This is a genomic window from Leeuwenhoekiella sp. CH_XMU1409-2, from assembly GCF_037029365.1.
Lineage (GTDB): Bacteria > Bacteroidota > Bacteroidia > Flavobacteriales > Flavobacteriaceae > Leeuwenhoekiella > Leeuwenhoekiella blandensis.
In genome coordinates this window covers 86,762-106,801 of sequence record NZ_JAYMEI010000003.1, presented here as the reverse complement: position 1 = coordinate 106,801, position 20,040 = coordinate 86,762, and the positions used below count along the sequence as shown (strand labels likewise).

15 protein-coding genes and 1 tRNA gene are annotated in these 20,040 nt (G+C 39.2%); 13 read left to right on the top strand and 3 right to left on the bottom strand.

The window, feature by feature from the left end:
* Nucleotides 1-236: 236 nt before the first annotated feature.
* Nucleotides 237-309: transfer RNA gene (locus WA338_RS03895), tRNA-Gln, on the top strand.
* A 110-nt stretch (nucleotides 310-419) separates the two neighbouring features.
* Here the strand turns inward: WA338_RS03895 and WA338_RS03890 are convergent.
* Together WA338_RS03890 and WA338_RS03885 are read right to left on the bottom strand one after the other, a co-directional pair.
* A complete protein-coding gene (locus WA338_RS03890; protein WP_009781635.1) occupies nucleotides 420-749 on the bottom strand; it encodes a hypothetical protein in 330 nt (109 codons plus the stop codon).
* An 82-nt stretch (nucleotides 750-831) separates the two neighbouring features.
* Complete coding sequence (locus tag WA338_RS03885) at nucleotides 832-1,668, bottom strand: universal stress protein (protein WP_272986388.1); 837 nt, start codon at nucleotides 1,666-1,668, stop codon at nucleotides 832-834.
* A 169-nt stretch (nucleotides 1,669-1,837) separates the two neighbouring features.
* On the opposite strand from WA338_RS03885, the gene rimP reads away from it, so the two are divergent.
* From rimP to infB, 3 genes are read left to right on the top strand one after another with little or no spacing between them, the layout of a single operon-like run.
* Complete coding sequence (gene rimP, locus WA338_RS03880) at nucleotides 1,838-2,302, top strand: ribosome assembly cofactor RimP (protein ID WP_272986386.1); 465 nt, start codon at nucleotides 1,838-1,840, stop codon at nucleotides 2,300-2,302.
* Nucleotides 2,303-2,311: 9 nt separating this feature from the next.
* On the top strand, nucleotides 2,312-3,541 hold the full coding sequence (gene nusA / locus WA338_RS03875; protein WP_009781632.1) for a transcription termination factor NusA: 1,230 nt from the start codon (nucleotides 2,312-2,314) through the stop codon (nucleotides 3,539-3,541).
* Between the two features lie 54 nt (nucleotides 3,542-3,595).
* Nucleotides 3,596-6,385 carry a translation initiation factor IF-2 gene (infB, locus tag WA338_RS03870; protein WP_272986384.1) on the top strand — a complete coding sequence of 930 codons (2,790 nt, stop codon included), beginning with the start codon at nucleotides 3,596-3,598 and terminating at the stop codon, nucleotides 6,383-6,385.
* Between the two features lie 77 nt (nucleotides 6,386-6,462).
* Here the strand turns inward: infB and WA338_RS03865 are convergent, their stop codons facing one another.
* Entirely contained in the window at nucleotides 6,463-6,849 is a 387-nt protein-coding gene (locus WA338_RS03865) for an SPOR domain-containing protein (protein ID WP_272986382.1), read from the bottom strand.
* 219 nt (nucleotides 6,850-7,068) lie between these two features.
* Between WA338_RS03865 and WA338_RS03860 the strand changes: the two genes are divergently transcribed.
* The 9 genes from WA338_RS03860 to ruvB all read left to right on the top strand — a co-directional run bounded on the left by WA338_RS03860 (nucleotide 7,069) and on the right by ruvB (nucleotide 20,035).
* Nucleotides 7,069-8,412 carry a c-type cytochrome gene (locus WA338_RS03860; RefSeq protein ID WP_009781629.1) on the top strand — a complete coding sequence of 448 codons (1,344 nt, stop codon included), beginning with the start codon at nucleotides 7,069-7,071 and terminating at the stop codon, nucleotides 8,410-8,412.
* A 57-nt stretch (nucleotides 8,413-8,469) separates the two neighbouring features.
* Nucleotides 8,470-11,553 (top strand): TAT-variant-translocated molybdopterin oxidoreductase, encoded by a 3,084-nt coding sequence (locus WA338_RS03855; RefSeq protein ID WP_272986380.1) that lies wholly within the window; start codon nucleotides 8,470-8,472, stop codon nucleotides 11,551-11,553.
* Between the two features lie 31 nt (nucleotides 11,554-11,584).
* The gene (gene nrfD / locus WA338_RS03850) at nucleotides 11,585-13,375 is read left to right on the top strand and encodes an NrfD/PsrC family molybdoenzyme membrane anchor subunit (protein WP_272986378.1); all 1,791 of its coding nucleotides are present in this window, start codon (nucleotides 11,585-11,587) and stop codon (nucleotides 13,373-13,375) included.
* A 2-nt stretch (nucleotides 13,376-13,377) separates the two neighbouring features.
* A complete protein-coding gene (locus tag WA338_RS03845) occupies nucleotides 13,378-13,917 on the top strand; it encodes a DUF3341 domain-containing protein (protein ID WP_072983103.1) in 540 nt (179 codons plus the stop codon).
* A gap of 3 nt (nucleotides 13,918-13,920) precedes the next feature.
* Nucleotides 13,921-14,580 carry a c-type cytochrome gene (locus tag WA338_RS03840; RefSeq protein ID WP_272986374.1) on the top strand — a complete coding sequence of 220 codons (660 nt, stop codon included), beginning with the start codon at nucleotides 13,921-13,923 and terminating at the stop codon, nucleotides 14,578-14,580.
* 23 nt (nucleotides 14,581-14,603) lie between these two features.
* A complete protein-coding gene (locus tag WA338_RS03835) occupies nucleotides 14,604-15,962 on the top strand; it encodes a hypothetical protein (protein WP_040532977.1) in 1,359 nt (452 codons plus the stop codon).
* Nucleotides 15,963-15,988: 26 nt separating this feature from the next.
* Nucleotides 15,989-17,059, top strand: coding sequence for a cytochrome c oxidase subunit II (locus WA338_RS03830; protein WP_009781623.1), 1,071 nt, complete (start codon nucleotides 15,989-15,991; stop codon nucleotides 17,057-17,059).
* Nucleotides 17,060-17,084: 25 nt separating this feature from the next.
* On the top strand, nucleotides 17,085-18,911 hold the full coding sequence (locus tag WA338_RS03825) for a cytochrome c oxidase subunit I (protein WP_009781622.1): 1,827 nt from the start codon (nucleotides 17,085-17,087) through the stop codon (nucleotides 18,909-18,911).
* A gap of 101 nt (nucleotides 18,912-19,012) precedes the next feature.
* The gene (ruvB, locus tag WA338_RS03820) at nucleotides 19,013-20,035 is read left to right on the top strand and encodes a Holliday junction branch migration DNA helicase RuvB (RefSeq protein WP_009781621.1); all 1,023 of its coding nucleotides are present in this window, start codon (nucleotides 19,013-19,015) and stop codon (nucleotides 20,033-20,035) included.
* Nucleotides 20,036-20,040 lie beyond the last annotated feature (5 nt).

The window sequence follows — 20,040 nt, the reverse complement described above, 5'->3', positions numbered from 1 at the left end:
ATTTAAGAATTAATAGCGTAATCTATTCTGTTTTATAAGTAATGCGCTAAAAGAAACGAGAATTACATTTTTTAAAAATGTGTTTTTAGTAGGCGCTTAGTTTTAACGTACTTAAAGTCTAATTTATTCTTTGCTTTAAATTTTCCTGAAAAAATATTTGGTGAACAAAAAGTTTGTATTAAATTTGCAGCCGCATTCGCAAGTCAGGTGAATGTTTTCTTTTTAAAGAAAGGTACTGGCCTATGGTGTAACTGGCAACACGTCTGGTTTTGGTCCAGAAGAGTCTAGGTTCGAGCCCTAGTAGGCCAACTGCAATAAAAAACCCGCAATTTGATTGCGGGTTTTTTTGTTTATTAGCACAACTGAAGGATCTAATGCTGTAGGCCAGCTCTCTAAGTCAATTTATTAAATTAACCTGTTTAACTCTGGGTAGCAAAGTAACGCATCATATTGATGTAGAATACTTCTCCTTTGGTGTCGTTCTTAATGCAATTTTGTAAAAATCCTGAAAACTGTTTCTTGGGGATTTCTAGATTGATCTCTGTACTACGCGCATCAGAAAGCATAGGTCGCATGGTAATAGTAACCTCGTTTTGAAGATGCGTGATTTCGACGTCAGAAGCTTTAAAGAATTTCTTTAAGATCGCTTTCTGTAATTGCAGTGTACGCTCAGAATTCGAGGTGGTGCTGCAGCCTTCTTCAATAAGTCTGTAAAGCGCATGTATCGTGGTTTGACTTTCTGTTTGCATAACGTTTAATTTTTTTTCTGAAATTACTTTTTAGCGTTGGGTCAAAACATTAAAGAAGTGTTATTTAGAAAATTATTAACCTTTAGCTTATTTTAAACGTGAGAACAGGACGTTTGGCGTGATTGACCAAACCTTCGCTTAAGGAGCCGGTAAGAAAATGAGCAAGCCCTTTTCTTCCGTGCGTGCCCAACGCGATTAAATCGGCATGTTGACTTTTGGCGTAATTCATAATTCCGCGTTCTACTTTCAGGTCGTTGTATATTTCAAAATTCAATGTATCATACTCTAAGTCTTTTGCGAACTTATCAAACAGAAGCATGATGTCGTCTGTAGCCTCAAAACGATCTGGTGTGTTAATGTATACCAGTTTGAGTGTTGCATTTTGTGTTTTTGCAAATAAAAGCGCTTGTTTTAAGGGTTCTATATTGTCTTTTTCAAGATCTGTTGCAAAAACGATAGTGTCGATTTTAAAATGGATGTGTTGCTTTTTAATAACAAAAACAGGGATCTTTGATTGACGAACCACTTTTTCGGTATTGGAGCCAATGAATAATTCTTCAAAACCGGTAGAGCCGTGAGAACCCATGACGATAGCATCGATATCGTGCTTTTCTACATATTCAAGAATTCCACTGTGAATATTGCTGAAGCTTACATTTTCTACAAGATCAACCCCTTCAGCAAACTGTTCTGACTTTAGCTTTTTGAAGTTTTGTTGCGCTAGTTTCATAAAGAAAAACGCTTCAGGAAGTTCTGAGTTAGGATTTCCGTCTATGATATTAATTAGCGAATAAGGGATTTCTACTAGATGAATTAGGTGTAGTTGTGCCTTGTACTGTTTTGCAAGCTGGCAAGCAACTTCAAATGCGTAGTGCGCCTGTTCAGAAAAATCTGTAGGCAGTAATAATTTTGAGATCATAATTTACTGACTTTAAAAGTTATATAGATTTTAATGGGCTACATTAAAGTTAAGCAATTAATACCGAGCGTGTTCTATTTTATATGTTGATAAATATTATTATATTTGCACTGTTGAATTAAGAAAATTAATCGAGGGGGCACATTGAGTCCCCTCTTTTTATAGGAACATGTTGAAGGAAAAAGTTGCAGCCTTACTTGATGAGGCTTTTAAAGAATATCCATCCCTTTATTTAATAGATCTAAAGATCAAAGGAAATAATGAGATCGTTGTGATTATCGACGGTGACGAGGGTGTGAGTGTTCAAGATTGTATAAATGTGAGCCGTAAGGTGGAGCATAATCTGGATAGAGAGGAAGAGGATTTCTCTTTAGAGGTGATGTCTGCCGGGGCTACAGAGCCTTTAGTAAATAAAAGGCAATATAAAAAGAATGAAGGCCGTGATCTCGAAGTGGTGCTTCAGGATGGTGCAAAAATCAAAGGAAATCTTATACAAGTACACGATGAAGGTATTGTTTTGTTCTGGAAAGAACGCGTACCTAAAGAAGTGGGTAAAGGTAAGATGACCGTTGAGAAGGAAGAGGTGGTAGCTTACGATGCTATCAAGCAAGCAAAAGTTAAGATAAAATTTTAAGTACACAGCATGGAAAATATTGCGTTAATCGAATCATTTTCTGAGTTTAAAGATGATAAGCTCATAGATAGAGTAATGCTTATGGCAATACTCGAAGAAGTTTTTAGAAGTACGTTAAAAAAACGTTTTGGGAGTGATGATAATTTTGATATTATTATTAATCCAGATAAAGGAGATTTAGAGATTTGGCGTAACCGTGTTGTTGTTGCAGATGGTGAGGTAGAGGATGAGAATTCTGAGATAAGCTTAACTGAAGCACGTAGAATAGAGCCTGACTTTGAAGTAGGTGAAGATGTTTCTGAAGAAGTAAAGCTTATCGACTTGGGGCGTAGATCTATTTTAGCGTTACGTCAAAACTTGATTAGTAAGATTCACGAGCACGATAACACTAATATTTATAAGCAATTTAAAGATCTTGAAGGAGAGCTTTACAATGCAGAAGTGCATCATATTAGACATCGTGCGATTATCTTGCTTGATGATGAAGGTAATGAGATCATCATGCCTAAAGACAAGCAGATTCCTTCAGACTTCTTTAGAAAAGGGGAGAACGTAAGAGGGATTATCGAGAGTGTAGAATTGAAAGGAAACAAGCCTGCAATTATTATGTCTCGTACATCACCGCTTTTCTTAGAGAAATTGTTTGAATCTGAAATCCCTGAAGTATTTGATGGGTTGATCACTGTTAAAAAGGTGGTGCGTATCCCTGGGGAGAAAGCAAAAGTTGCTGTAGATTCTTATGATGATCGTATTGATCCGGTAGGAGCTTGTGTGGGAATGAAAGGATCGCGTATTCATGGCATCGTTCGTGAGTTAGGTAATGAAAATATAGACGTGATTAATTTCACAAACAACTTGCAACTTTACATCACTAGAGCGTTAAGTCCGGCAAAAATCACTTCTATTAAAATAGATGATGAGAACAAGACGGCAGAAGTGATGTTGAAGCCAGAAGAAGTTTCAAAAGCAATTGGTCGAGGAGGTCATAATATTAGACTTGCTGGTCAGCTTACTGGTTACGAGATAGATGTGTACAGAGAAGGAGTAGAAGAAGACGTTGAGCTTACCGAATTCTCTGATGAAATTGAAGATTGGATTATTGCCGAATTTTCAAAAATTGGTTTAGACACCGCAAAAAGTATTTTAGAACAAGACGTAGAAGACCTGGTTAGAAGAACAGACCTTGAAGAAGAAACCATTGCAGACGTAATGAGAATTCTTCGTGAAGAGTTTGAATAAATTTAGGACTGTACAGGTTTTTTAGGTTAATTTTATAGCGAATTAAAGCATTTTATGGCAGAAGTAAAAAACATGAGGTTAAATAAGGTATTGCGTGAACTTAATATTTCACTTGATCGTGCTGTTGATTTCCTAAAGGAAAAAGGGCACGAGATCGAGGCACGCCCTACTACAAAAATCTCTGCCGAAATCTACGAGGTATTATCTGATCAATTTCAGACAGACGCCAGCAAGAAAGTAGCTTCCAAAGAAGTAGCGCAGGAAAAGCAGAAGGAGAAGGAAGCTATTAGACAAGCGCGTGAAGAAGAGATTGAAGAAAAGCGTCAAGAGCAGCAAGAATCAGATAAAGAGGTTATTCGTGCTAAGACTAATCTTCAAGGACCTAAGCAGGTAGGTAAGATCGATTTAGATAAATCAGGAAAACCCAAACCTGCGGCAGAACCTGAAAAAGCTAAAGAAGAAGCGCCTGCTCCTGAACAAAAAGAAGCGCCAGTAGTAGAAAAGGAAAAAGAAGAAGCGCCAAAGGCAGAAGTGAAGCCTGAGCAAACCGAGAAAAAGGAAGCGCCAAAGGCAGAAGAAAAACCTAAAGTTGAGGCAGAAGCAAAACCTGAGGTTAAAAAGGAGGCGCCAAAACCTAAACCTGCAGAAGCGAAGAAAGCTGAAGCTAAGGCTGAAGAGCCAAAACTTGGTGATGATGTCTTAAAAACAGATTATAAGAAATTAGACGGTCCAAACTTTACAGGTCAAAAAATTGACCTTTCTCAGTTTAAAAAACCTGAGAAGAAGAAAAAACCGGCAGCTAATAAGGATGATAAAAAGCGCAAGCGTAAGCGTATCAGTAAACCTGGTGCAAATCCTAATAGCGGAAATAACAATAACAGAGGGCGTAATCAACGCGGCGGAAACCGTAGAAATGCACCAGTTGTAAAAGAAGAGCCTTCAGAAGAAGAAGTGCAAAAGCAGGTTAGAGAAACTCTTGAGAAGCTTCAGGGTAAATCTAACAAAGGAAAAGGAGCTAAGTATCGTAGGGATAAGCGTGATCAGCACCGTCAAAAGTCTGAAAGCGAACAAGCGCAGCAAGAAGCAGAAAACAAGGTTTTAAAAGTAACTGAGTTTGTTACGGTAAGTGAGGTGGCTACGATGATGGATGTTTCAGTTACACAGATTATTTCAGCGTGTATGTCGTTGGGTATGATGGTAACGATGAACCAGCGTCTGGATGCGGAAACCTTATCTATTGTAGCTGATGAGTTTGGTTATGAAGTTGATTTTGTGAATGCAGATATCGAAGAATCGGTTGCTGTAGAGCAAGATGCTGAAGAAGATCTTAAGCCAAGAGCTCCAATCGTAACTGTAATGGGTCACGTTGACCACGGTAAGACTTCGCTTCTGGATTACATTCGTGAAGAAAATGTAATTGCTGGAGAGAGTGGTGGTATTACGCAGCACATTGGTGCTTACGGAGTTACTTTGAAAGATGGTCAAAAAATTGCCTTCTTGGATACTCCGGGTCACGAAGCCTTTACGGCGATGCGTGCGCGTGGTGCTCAGGTTACTGATATTGCTATTATTGTAATCGCGGCAGATGATGATGTGATGCCACAAACAAAAGAAGCGATCTCTCACGCACAAGCGGCAGGAGTTCCTATCGTTTTTGCAATAAACAAAGTAGATAAGCCTACGGCTAATCCAGATAAAATTAAAGAGCAGCTGGCAAACATGAACTTGCTTGTTGAAGATTGGGGTGGTAAGATTCAGTCTCATGATATTTCAGCAAAAACAGGTATAGGTGTAGAAGAATTGCTTGAAAAAGTACTTCTTGAGGCAGAAATACTTGAGCTTAAAGCGAATCCTGATAAACGTGCAAACGGTACCGTTGTTGAAGCGTTCCTTGATAAAGGTCGTGGTTACGTTTCTACAGTGTTGGTTGAAGGAGGTACACTCAAAATTGGAGATTATGTACTTGCAGGAACCAATAGTGGTAAGGTTAAAGCGATGCAGGATGAGCGTGGTAAAGAAATTAAAGAAGCAGGACCTTCAACTCCGGTTTCGATCTTAGGTCTTGATGGTGCGCCACAGGCTGGGGATAAGTTTAATGTGATGGAAGATGAGCGTGAGGCTAAAGATATCGCCAATAAGCGTACGCAGCTTCAGCGTGAACAATCTGTAAGAACGCAGAAACACATTACGCTTGATGAGATTGGAAGACGTATTGCGCTTGGAGACTTTAAAGAGCTTAACATTATTCTTAAAGGTGATGTTGATGGATCTGTTGAGGCATTAACAGATAGTTTCGGAAAACTATCTACGGAAGAGATTGTTGTAAATATCATCCATAAAGGAGTTGGTGCAATTACTGAAAGTGATGTGTTGCTTGCTTCGGCTTCAGATGCGATCATTATCGGCTTTAATGTGCGTCCTGCAGGAAATGCGCGTCAAGTTGCTGATAAGGAAGAAATCGACATTAGAACATATTCGATCATCTATGATGCGATCAATGATCTTAAAGATGCGATGGAAGGTATGCTTTCTCCTGTGATGAAAGAAGAAGTAACTGGTAATGCTGAGATCAGAGAGACCTTTAAAATTTCTAAGATCGGTACAATTGCTGGTTGTATGGTAACTTCCGGGAAGATTTATCGTAACTCCGGTGTGCGTTTAATACGTGATGGAGTTGTGGTTTATACTGGAGAGCTTGCTTCGCTGAAACGTTTCAAAGATGATGTTAAAGAGGTGAGTAAAGGTTATGATTGCGGTATGCAGATCAAAAACTATAATGATATCAAAGAAGGAGATATTATTGAAGCTTACCAGGAAGTAGCGGTTAAGAAAAAGTTGAAATAACAGATTTTAGCAGCATATAAAAAGAAAGCCCTTGATGTTGAATCAAGGGCTTTCTTTATTTAGTGATAATGTTATTTTTAACGTTCGGGCTTCATTACAAAAGCACTTGGGAAATTCTCTTTTATTTTTAATAATGCGCGATCAGCTTCCAGGCGATTTCTGAAGTTTCCTACCCATACTTTATAGTTAGGACTTTCATATACGATTTTAGGTTCCCATTGTTCATACTTGCTCTTGTATTCATCCTGAACTTTATTGGCTTCGGTTATCTGACCGTAAAAAAGCTGAATTTTATAACGATCTGCTAATTCGTCGTTTACGGTCATCTGAGATTTTAACTTTAATAATTCAGGTATTCTACTGTCCTGAACTACTTGAGCTTGGGCAGATTGTGCTAAAGCGACATTGGAAAATATTCCGGCAAAAGTGCAGAAAAATATAGACGATAAAAGGGTTCTTTTCATAAGAAAAATTGTTTAAGCAAAAGTAATTGTAATAACTCAAAATGCACGGGAATTATTATTTAGAACAGGTATAAATTACCTTTTAACGCTTTAGTAACACTTCAAAAATCCACTTCTAAGTCTTACTTTTGCCATCAAATTTGTCGGCATTTTGTTTAGGTGGTTAATGCTTAAATAGCTAGATTTGGTGCCGCATTATTATGACAATTCTATCATACTATGAAACAGGGTAACTACCTTAATTCAGCTTCTCGATTTTCTATAATCACTTTAGCATTATTGCTTTCATTTTCTTCAATTGTATTTGCTCAGGATGCTGATGCGGCTGCAGAAGGTGCTGCGCAATCAGAAACTACTCCTGCTGTTCAGGGTGGTGATGCTGCTGCCGGTAAGGCATTATTTAATGCAAACTGTGCTGCTTGTCACAAGTTGTATAATCGTGCGACTGGGCCTGCATTGTATAATGTAACTGAGCGTCGTGACAGAGAGTGGTTGTATCAGTGGATTAAAAATAACCGTGCGCTAATTGATTCAGGGGATCCTGAAGCAATTGCGATTTATGAGGAGTATAACCAAACTGCAATGAATCTTTTTCCGCAACTAAGTAATGCGGATATTGATGATATTTTAGCGTATACCGAAACTCCAAAGCCAGAGCCTGTAGCGCCGGCAAATGCTGGTGGTGGCGCCGGTCAGAGTGGAGGTGGTGTTTCGAGCACTGTGATCTTAGCTATTTTGGCTGTAGTGCTTGTGATGCTTGTTGCGGTATTGCTTCTTGTGAATAATACACTTAGAAAATTTGCAGTTGCACAAGGTGTCGCGTTGCCTGTTAAAGAATCGCGCAAGCCAATTTGGAAGGCTTTTGTTGAAAATCAATTCTTGGTTCTTGTTTCTGTGATTGTATTGCTTTTAGGTGGTGCTTACTTCGCTTACGGTTGGATGATGCAGGTGGGTGTTGATCAAGGCTATCAACCAATTCAACCAATTCATTATTCGCATAGAATTCACGCAGGTGATAACCAGATCGAATGTAAATATTGTCACTCTTCAGCACGTACGAGTAAAACTTCAGGAATTCCTTCTTTGAATGTGTGTATGAACTGTCACAAAAGTATTAGTGAAGTTGCTGATGCGACTTCAGAATTCAGTTCAGTTACTGAGGATTATTCAAAAGAATTTTACGATAAAGAAATTCAGAAGTTATATAAAGCTACTGGATGGGATCCTGCGACTCAATCATATACCGGGGAGACTCAGGCTGTAGAATGGGTGCGTATTCATAATCTACCAGATTTTGCTTACTTTAATCACTCACAGCACGTAAGTGTTGCCGGGGTGCAGTGTCAAACTTGTCACGGTCCTGTGGAGGAGATGGAGATTATGTATCAAAATGCACCATTAACTATGGGTTGGTGTATTAACTGTCACCGTGAGACTAATGTGAAGATGGATGGAAATCCGTATTACGAAAAAATTCACGAAGAGCTTTCTAAGAAGTATGGTGTAGAGCAGTTGACTGCGGCACAAATGGGAGGTCTTGAGTGTGGTAAATGCCATTATTAATAAGTTAAGATTGCGTGTAGTCTAACTCGCGTTTCAAAATAAATAACAATAGATTTTATGTCATCAAACAAGAAATACTGGAAAAGTGTTGAGGAGCTAAATGAGAATAGCTCTATTGTTGAGGCGCTTAAACAGAATGAATTTGCGCAAGAAATTCCTATGGATGAGTTTCTTGGGGACAAAGATTCGTTAGATGCTTCGTCAACTACGCGTCGTGATTTCTTAAAGTATGTAGGTTTTTCTACTGCGGCTGCAACACTTGCGGCTTGTGAAGGGCCTGTAAACAAGTCCATTCCTTACGTAGTGGCTCCAGAGCGCATTACCGCAGGAAAGGCAGACTACTACGCTACAACCATGGCAGATGGTTTTGACTTTGCTAGTGTTTTGGTTAAAACGCGCGAAGGAAGACCTATTAAAATTGAAAATAACAAACTGGCTGCTTCTTTAGGAGGTAATAATGCAAGGGTTCATGCTTCTGTGTTGTCTATGTATGATACTAAGCGGTTGCAAGGTCCTAAGATTGATGGAGCAGATGCTTCTTGGTCAGAGTTAGATAGTCAGTTAGGTGATAAATTAAAAAATTTAGGAGGAAAAAGTATTGTGTTATTAACGCAAACTTTTGCCTCTCCTTCAACTTCAAAGTTGATTTCAGAGTTTAGTGCAGCGTATCCTAATGTAAAGCATGTTACTTACGATGCGATAGGAGAGCAGGCGGCTTTGGATGCTTTTGAAAGCAAATATGGTGAGCGTGCATTGGCTGATTATGATTTCTCTGAAGCTGAAGTTATAATTTCAGTAGGTGCTGATATTTTAGGTGATTGGCAAGGTGGTGGTTTCGGTCCAACCTATGCTAAGAGCCGTGTTCCTAAAAATGGAAAAATGTCACGTCACGTACAGTTTGAGGCGAATATGACTTTATCTGGTGCAAATGCTGATAAGCGTGTGCCGATGACTCCGTCTCAACAGAAAAAAGCGGTTGCGGCTATTCAGTCAATTGTTTCTGGAGGAAGTGCTAATACAGGATTACCTGCCGAACTTGATGAGGCAGTAAAGAGTGCTGCAGCTCAACTGCGTAAAGCGGGAAGTAAAGGGGTGTTTGTGACTGGTGTTCAGGATGCGAATGCGCAAATGGTAGCTTTATCAATTAACGAAACTTTAGGTAGTACGATAATTGATGTTCAAGCACCAAAGATGACGCGTCAAGGTAATGCTGAAGAGGTGCGGCAATTGGTTGCTGATATGAATTCTGGTGCAGTAGGTGCGCTACTTGTTGCGGGTGTGAATCCTGCTTATAGTTTGCCTAATGCTGAAGAATTTGTTGCTGGATTAGAGAATGTTGATGTTAAGGTTTCTTTCAATATGAAAGAAGATGAGACCGGACTTCTTTGTAATTATTTGGCTCCAGCTCCTCACTATCTTGAATCTTGGGGTGATGTTGAAATCAAGAAAGGGCAGATTTGCTTAACGCAGCCTACAATTCGTCCTTTATTCAATACAAGACAATTTCAGGATTCGCTATTAGCCTGGACAGATCAAGAGGTTACGTATTATGAGTATCTAAAAAATAATTGGAGTAACGCTTCAACAAGCTGGAATCAGGCATTGCACGATGGTTTTGTTGCCGGTTCTATTCCTGCAGCTGAAGAAACTGCTGAAATGTCAAGTGCTACTTCAAACGGTGCGATCACGCTTTTGAGCGCTGTTGCTGCTCTAGCTCAAGAAGAAGCTTCAACATCTGGTTATGAGTTGACTTTGTATTCAAGTACTGGTATAGGAAATGGAGAGCAGGCTAACAATCCTTGGTTGCAGGAGTTTCCAGATCCGATCACAAGAACTTCTTGGGATAACTACCTGACTATGTCTAAAGTAGATGCAGACAAGTTAGGGATTGAAAATGAAATTACTTCTAAAGGAGCTTTAAACGGTAATTATGTAAACATCACTCTTGATGGAAAAACTATCGAGAATGTTCCTGTTTATGTGCAACCAGGTCAAGCTCCGGGATCAGTAGGTTTAGCTTTAGGTTATGGTAAAAAAGCTGCTGTTCAAGAAGAAATGCAGGTAGGTGTTAATGCTTACCCATTATATAAAGATTTTAGCGCCACACAATCTGTTCAGATTGAAAAAGTAGGTGGTGTGCACGAATTTGCTTGTGTTCAAATGCAGAACACGATGGCTGGGCGTGCGGATGATATTATACGGGAGACCACTTTAGAGATTTTTAATACTAAAGACGTTCACGCTTGGAACCCCGTAGGAGAGGTTGATTATAACCACTCTGAAATTTCCGTAAGAGATAAGAATGCGGATATCTGGGAATCTTTTGACGATACCATGGGGCCGCATTTTAACCTTTCTATCGACCTTAATGCGTGTACCGGTTGTGGTGCGTGTGTTATCGCCTGTCACTCTGAGAACAATGTTCCTGTAGTAGGTAAGCAAGAAGTTAGAAACTTCAGAGATATGCATTGGTTGCGTATTGACCGTTACTATTCTTCTGTAGATACATTTGAAGAGGAAACTAAAACTCTTGAGGAGCTTCCTGCTTTTGACAGTTACTCAGTGGTAGAAAAGCAGTCTTATGACAATCCTGAAGTTGCATTCCAGCCTGTGATGTGTCAGCACTGTAATCACGCTCCTTGTGAGACTGTATGTCCTGTAGCTGCGATTGGTCACGGTAGACAAGGTCAAAACCAGATGACTTATAACCGTTGTGTAGGTACACGTTACTGTGCTAACAACTGTCCATACAAAGTGCGTCGTTTCAACTGGTTCCTATATGCAGAAAACGATGAGTTTGATTACAACATGAACAATGATCTTGGTCGTATGGTGCTTAATCCTGACGTTACAGTACGTTCTCGCGGGGTTATGGAGAAATGTTCTTTCTGTATTCAGATGACACAAAAAACAATTCTTGATGCGAAACGTGAAGGTAGAGCAGTAGAGGATGGTGAGTTTGCAACCGCTTGTAGTAATGCTTGTGATAACGGCGCTATCAAGTTTGGTGATGTGAATATGCCAGATTCTGAGATCGTAGAATTGAAAAATGATAAACGTAAGTATTATTTACTTGAAGATATTGGTGTGAAGCCTAATGTATTCTATCAGGTAAAAGTTAAGAATACTGCAGAAGCTTAATTTAGTATAAAATAAATATCAATATATTAATATGTCGTCACATTACGAAGCACCCATAAGAGAGCCTTTGATTCTTGGAGAGAAATCTTATCACGACATCAGTGTAGATGTAGGTGCTCCTATTCTTGGTAAAGCCAATAAGTCTTGGTGGATTTGTTTTTCTATCGCGCTTATTGCGTTCTTGTGGGGTCTTGGCTGTATTGTATATACAGTGTCTACAGGTATTGGAGTTTGGGGTCTTAACAAAACCATTGGTTGGGCTTGGGATATTACAAACTTTGTATGGTGGGTAGGTATTGGTCACGCTGGTACTCTTATTTCTGCTGTATTATTACTTTTCCGTCAAAAATGGCGTATGGCGATTAACCGTTCTGCAGAGGCGATGACAATTTTCGCGGTTGTGCAGGCAGGTTTGTTCCCGATCATTCACATGGGGCGTCCATGGTTAGCGTATTGGGTTGTGCCTATTCCAAACCAATTTGGATCATTATGGGTTAACTTCAACTCACCACTTCTTTGGGACGTATTTGCAATTTCTACCTATTTATCGGTTTCATTGGTATTCTGGTGGACGGGTCTTTTACCTGACTTTGCAATGATTCGTGACCGCACTAAGAGTCCGTTTCAGCAAAAAATATATGGTATTTTAAGTTTTGGATGGAGTGGTCGTGCAAAAGACTGGCAGCGTTTTGAAGAGGTGTCTCTTGTTCTTGCGGGTCTTGCAACTCCGCTAGTACTTTCGGTACACACAATTGTATCTTTTGACTTTGCTACTTCGGTTGTACCGGGATGGCACAGTACGATTTTCCCTCCTTATTTCGTAGCGGGAGCGATTTTCTCTGGATTTGCTATGGTGCAAACGCTTCTTTTGGTAATGCGAAAAGTGGTTAACCTTGAAAACTATATTACCATTGTTCATATTGAATTTATGAATAAGGTAATCTTGCTTACCGGTGGTATCGTAACAGTTGCTTATTTAACGGAATATTTCATCGGATGGTACTCTGGGGTGCCTTATGAAAACTATACATACTTATCATTTGGTGCTGCCACAGGACCCTATTGGTGGGCATTCTGGGCACTGATTATTTGTAACCTAATCGTGCCGCTTACGCTTTGGGTTAAGAAATGGAGAAGAAATATTCTTTGGACATTTATCGTAGCTCTTGTGATTAATATTGGTATGTGGTTTGAGCGTTTTGATATTATTGTAATCTGTTTGAGTAAAGACCGTTTGGCTTCTACTTGGACGATGTTCTCACCTACATTTGTTGATATAGGAGTGTTTGTAGGTACAATTGGATTCTTCTTCGTGTTGTTCTTATTGTATGCTCGTACATTCCCGGTTATTGCACAAGCAGAGGTTAAGAGTATTCTTAAATCTTCAGGAGAACGCTACAAGAGAATTAGAGAGTCAGGTGAAGATTTAGCTGGTACAGCAACAGATAAGCGTACCTCTAACTATGCGACTCGACCAGAGAGTTTAGCCGCTGCTTCAAATGCTAAAAGTACTTATCACCAATCTACTGTAAATGCAGATGCATTAGTTGATACTGAAACGAAAAAAGCAGAGATTGATTTGATGCTTGCTAAAATAGGAACTTATGATCCGGCAACACAATCAGCTGATGACCTGAAAAAGATCAGTGGTGTTGGTCCGGTATTGGAGCAAAAGCTACATCAGTTAGGTATTTATACCTATGATCAGGTGAGTAAAATGACTAAAACAGAATATGACCTTTTAGACGAAATCATCGATGCGTTTCCTGGTAGAGCAGAGCGCGATGATTGGGCAGGTCAGGCACAAAATCTTAAACAATAATTATGGCATCAGGAAACGTTTTACACGTGCTTTACAATGATGATGATATCCTTATGAAGGCAGTAAAAGCACTGCGTTCTAAACATTATCGAATTATTGAGGTATATACGCCATTTCCGGTTCACGGCTTGGATAAGGCTATGGGATTACCTTATACTCGTATCGCTATATGTTCATTTATCTACGGATTAATTGGATTGAGTGTGGCGACCCTTATGATGAACTTCATAATGATTGAAGATTGGCCAAGAAATATTGGGGGTAAACCAAGTTTTTCTTACCTGCAAAATATGCCTGCTTTTGTGCCAATTATGTTTGAATTAACGGTATTCTTTGCGGCCCACCTTATGGTTATTACTTTTTATATGAGAAGTAAGATTTGGCCTTTTAAAAAAGCTGAGAATCCAGACGTTCGTACAACTGATGATCACTTTTTGATCGAAGTTGATGCAGCAAATCACGATCTTGATGAACTTTCTAAGTTTCTTTATGATACAGGAGCTACAGAGATAAGTCTAATTCATAACGAAGAACACGCGTAACAAATGAAAAATAATATTCAAATATTAGGTTCATTGGTAATGATGTTGGTTTTTATGGCCTCTTGTCAGGATAAAGATCATCCCAACTATCAATATATGCCTAACATGTATGAAGATGTAGGTTATGAGACCTATGGCAATTATGAGGTTTTTCCTAACGGAATGGAAGCTATGCAGCCGGCAGAGGGAACTGTTTCGCGTGGTTGGATGCCTTACGGTTATGAGAACAGCACAGAAGGTTATGAGGCGGCCAAAGCTAGTTTGACTAACCCGGTGCCATACACAGAAGATAACTTAAATGAAGGGAAAGCGTTGTACACTATTTATTGCGCTATTTGTCACGGTGACAAAGGTGATGGTAAAGGTACATTAGCTAAACGCGAAAAAATATTAGGGGTTCCTGCTTATAATGATCAGGGACGTGCGATTACTGAAGGAAGTGTATATCACGTAACCTATTATGGTCTTAACACTATGGGATCTTATGCATCTCAAACAACAGAGCGTGAGCTTTGGTTAATTAACCATTATGTGATCGATCTAAAAGATGCCCTTGACGGAAAGCCTAAAAGAGCATTTGAAGAGGAAGCTACTTCTGAAGATGTTGCAAGTGCTGAAGCAACTGCAACCGAAGAGGAAACTGAAGCGCAAACTGAAGAATAATAAAGGCAGGATATTTCAAAATTATGTACACGTTATCAAGTAAATTAAGACTTTTTGCCATAATTAGTATGGTTCTTGGACTTGTAGGTGTGGTTTATGGATTTTTATCTGTACCCGCTACGGTTGAAGAAGCAAGTGAAGTACTTGCCTCTCATGAAGAGCATCATGGTGAAGAAGCTAGTCACGAAGAAGCAAATTTTGTTGACGAGGCGCGTCAGGAACATGGGTATTCTGAAAAGGCAATGGCACACGATAAGGATATGGGCCACGAAGCGCACGGTGAAGGAGAGCATATGGAGCACGTATTGCATCAGATGCAGACAAAACCTTGGTCTGCTGTTTTCGTAGCAGCCTTTTTCTTTATGATGATCGCTTTAGGAACGCTTGTTTTTTATGCAATTCAAAATGCAGCTCAAGCAGGATGGTCTCCGGTATTATTTAGAGTGATGGAAGGGATTACAAACTATCTCCTTCCGGGATCTGTGATCGTTTTATTGATCGTGATCTTTGCAGGAGAACATTTTTTTCCTTGGCAAAATCACGAGTTAGTAGCAGAGGATACTATTCTTCAAGAAAAATCAGTGTATTTGAACTTTCCTTTTTGGTTGATCAGAGGTATCATCTATATCATAGGGTGGAACTTATACAGACATTTTGCTAGAAAAAATTCTCTGGCAATGGATACCGCCGAAGGAGATAAGCCATATAAGAACTTATTCAAATATTCGGTATACTTCTTAGCATTCTTTATTGTTACCGAGTCTACAATGGCTTGGGACTGGTTTATGTCGATGACTCCACACTGGTATAGTACCCTTTTTGCTTGGTACATCTTTGCTAGTATGATCGTTTCAGCAGTAACTGTTATAGCAATAGTAACGGTTTCACTTAAAGCGATAGGTAAATTAGAATTTGTAAATGATAGTCACTTACATGACTTGGCTAAGTTTATGTTTGGTTTCAGTGTATTCTGGACGTACTTATGGTTTGGTCAATTTATGTTGATCTGGTATGCAAACATTCCAGAAGAGGTGACTTATTTTATTTTGAGAATACAAGAGTATAATCCTATTTTCTTCGGAATGATTATCATCAACTTTGTATTCCCAATTGTAATATTGATGAATAGTGATTTCAAACGCGTTTCTTGGTTTGTTGTGATCGCTGGTGTTTTCATTTTAGTAGGACACTATATAGATATTTTCCTATTAGTTATGCCATCTACGGTTGGACCACATTGGTCTTTCGGAATCACAGAATTCGCTGCGTTACTATTCTTCTTAGGTCTGTTTATTTTAATGGTAGGCTTAGGATTAGCTAAAGTATCGTTGAGACCTAAGAATAATCCATTCTTAGTAGAAAGCGAGCATTTTCACTATTAATATCAACGAACAGAAAAAACACAAAAATGACCGTCTTTTTAGTACTTATTGTAATCATTCTTTTTGCTGTAGCAATATGGCAAATGAGTAAAATATATGCGCTGTCTAAGGGAAGTTCTGAAGAAGGAACTTCAGACGTTGCAAATGGAAAGGATAACCGTATCAATGCCAAATTGATGGTTATGTTTATGGTGTTCCTTTACTTCTTAATGTTCTATTGTTTCTGGCATTATTCTAAATTCTATCTGCCAGAAGCTTCTTCTGCTCACGGTGGTAAGTACGATAATTTGATGTTTATCTCTATCGCACTTATTATGGTTGTGCAAATCATTACACAGTTTTTGCTTCACTTTTTTGCCTACAAATACAAAGGAGAGAAAGGAAAAAGAGCTTTGTTCTATGCTGATAACGATAAATTAGAATTCATATGGACCATTATTCCTGTGATTGTTTTAGCAGGTCTAATTATTTACGGTTTGTTTACGTGGTCTGACATTATGAATTTCGAGGAAGATGAGGATGCATTAGTTGTAGAGCTTTATGCGCAACGTTTCAACTGGAAAGCACGCTACGCCGGTGAAGACAATATCTTAGGTGATGCGAACGTACGTTTTATTGAGGGTGTTAACCAATTAGGTATCGATCCAAGTGATGCAGATGGTCAAGATGATGTTGTAACGCAAGAGTTACATCTTCCGGTAGGACGTCAGGTGATTTTTAAATTGAGATCTCAGGACGTATTGCACTCGGCGTATATGCCGCACTTTAGAGCGCAAATGAACGTGGTGCCAGGTATGATCACTCAATTTTCTTTTACGCCTACAGTAACTACTGAAGAGATTCGTCAAACGGATTATATGCAAGATAAAATGCGTACAATTCAAGAGATACGTAAGGAGAAAAATAAAGAATTGGTAGCTGCAGGAGAGCCAGCATTGGATGCATATGATGAGTTTGATTATTACCTGCTTTGTAACAAAATTTGTGGGTCAAGTCACTACAACATGCAAATGAAAATAGTGGTGGAGTCTCAAGAAGATTATGAAGCTTGGTTAGAAACACAACAGACTTTTGAGGCGAGCGTAGCTCAGCAGTAAAATTGATTTTTAAAAGAAACTAGATATGTCAACAAACGCAACAGCTTTTGAACATGCTCACGATGATCACGCACATCACGATCATCATCAGACATTTATAAGTAAATATATTTTTAGTACAGATCACAAGATGATCTCAAAGCAGTACTTGATTACTGGTTTGTTAATGGGAGTTATAGGTATTGCAATGTCAATACTTTTTAGAATCCAATTAGCGTGGCCAGAAGAAAGCTTTACTGTATTTGAAATTTTCCTTGGTAAATGGGCTCCTGAAGGAGTTATGGATCCAAGTATTTACCTTTCCTTGGTTACCATTCACGGTACCATCATGGTATTCTTTGTACTTACAGCTGGTTTGAGTGGTACCTTTAGTAACCTTTTGATTCCACTTCAAATTGGAGCTCGTGATATGGCTTCAGGATTTTTGAATATGGTTTCTTACTGGTTGTTCTTCTTGTCTGCTGTTATCATGTGTTCATCACTTTTTGTTGAAGCAGGTCCTGCCGCTGCTGGATGGACGATCTATCCTCCATTGAGTGCACTACCAGAATCGATTTCAGCTGCTGGTACCGGTATGACTTTATGGTTAGTTTCTATGGCAATTTTCATTGCATCCTCTTTATTAGGTTCACTTAACTATATTGTTACTGTAATCAATATGAGAACCAAAGGAATGTCTATGACAAGACTTCCACTTACCATCTGGGCATTCTTCGTAACTGCGATTATTGGGGTTGTTTCTTTCCCTGTATTATTGTCTGCTGCATTGCTCTTGATAATGGATAGAAGCTTTGGAACTTCATTCTTCCTATCTGACATATATATTGGAGGTGAGGTACTACACAACTCAGGTGGTTCGCCGGTTTTGTTTGAACATTTATTCTGGTTCTTAGGTCACCCTGAAGTTTATATTGTATTACTACCTGCATTAGGTATTTCTTCAGAAGTTATTGCAACAAATTCACGTAAACCGATTTTTGGTTATCGTGCGATGATTGCTTCTATATTAGCTATTGCATTCCTTTCTACGATTGTATGGGGTCACCATATGTTCGTATCGGGTATGAATCCATTCCTTGGATCTGTATTTACCTTTACAACTTTGTTAATTGCAATTCCATCTGCGGTAAAGGCTTTTAACTATATAACCACATTATGGAAAGGTAATCTGCAGATGAACCCTGCAATGCTGTTTTCTATTGGTTTAGTTTCAACATTTATTACCGGTGGTTTAACAGGTATTATTTTAGGAGACTCTACCTTAGATATTAACGTTCACGATACTTACTTTGTAGTAGCGCATTTCCACTTAGTGATGGGTATATCTGCACTGTACGGTCTTTTTGCCGGAGTATATCACTGGTTCCCTAAAATGTTTGAAGGGCGTATGCTTAATAAGAATCTAGGTTATGTTCATTTCTGGGTGACTGCGATTGGATCTTATGCTGTTTTCTTCCCAATGCATTTTATTGGTATGGCGGGTCTTCCAAGACGTTATTACTCAAACACAGCATTCCCATACTTTGATGATTTGGCAGACGTAAACGTGATGATTACCATTGCTGCGATCGTTACTGCTTCTGTTCAACTGGTATTCTTATACAACTTCTTTTCTTCAATATTCTATGGAAAGAAAGGTCCTAAGAACCCTTGGAAATCAAATACCTTAGAATGGACTACTGAATTGAAGCACATTCACGGAAACTGGGAAGGTGAGATTCCATCTGTATACCGTTGGTCTTATGACTATAGTAAACTGAATGAGGATGAAACAGATTATGTAATTCCTGGTCAAGATTATATTCCTCAGAATGTTCCACTTCAGCCTAATGAAGAAGAAATGAATCACTAGGTCGATTCGAAAATATAAAAGTAAAAGCCCGCAGTTCGCGGGCTTTTTTTATTCATCAGTATTAAAGTAAACGATGAATGCCTATTTAGTATCTTTACGTTATGAATGAACATTTAGATCCAAGCGGAGAAGGTTTTTCTCACGAGGAATATGATATCGAGCGTGCTTTAAGGCCGCTCAGTTTTGATGATTTTACCGGTCAAGAACAGGTCATTGAGAATCTTGAAATTTTCGTTCAAGCAGCTAATGGTCGAGGAGAGGCTTTAGATCATACTTTGTTTCACGGTCCTCCGGGTTTGGGTAAAACGACTTTGGCAAATATTCTTGCCAATGAACTTGGGGTTAATATCAAAGTGACCTCTGGTCCCGTTTTGGATAAGCCGGGAGATCTTGCGGGATTGCTTACTAATCTTGAAGAGCGCGATGTGTTGTTTATTGATGAGATACATCGACTAAGTCCAATTGTTGAAGAATATTTGTATTCTGCGATGGAAGACTTCAAGATCGATATTATGATCGAGAGTGGACCAAACGCACGTACGGTTCAAATCACGCTTAATCCGTTTACGCTTATAGGTGCGACTACGCGTTCAGGATTGCTTACCGCGCCTATGCGTGCACGTTTTGGAATCTCTTCAAGACTACAGTATTATAATACCGAACTTTTGACTACAATCGTTCAACGCAGTGCCGAAATACTCAATGTTCCTATTCATATGGAAGCCGCGATAGAAATTGCCGGTAGAAGTAGGGGAACACCGCGTATTGCTAACGCATTGTTGCGTAGGGTGCGTGATTTTGCACAGATCAAAGGAAACGGAACGATTGATATCGAGATCGCACGTTTTAGCCTTAAAGCGCTTAATGTAGACGCACACGGATTGGATGAAATGGACAATAAAATTCTTGCAACCATCATAGATAAATTTAAAGGCGGACCTGTTGGAATCACCACACTCGCGACGGCTGTTTCTGAAAGTGCCGAAACCATTGAAGAAGTGTATGAGCCCTTTTTGATACAGCAAGGCTTTATTGTGAGAACACCAAGAGGGCGTGAAGTGACCGAAGCGGCGTATACGCATTTGAACCGAGTGAAAGGACCTATTCAAGGTGGATTGTTTTAAACTTG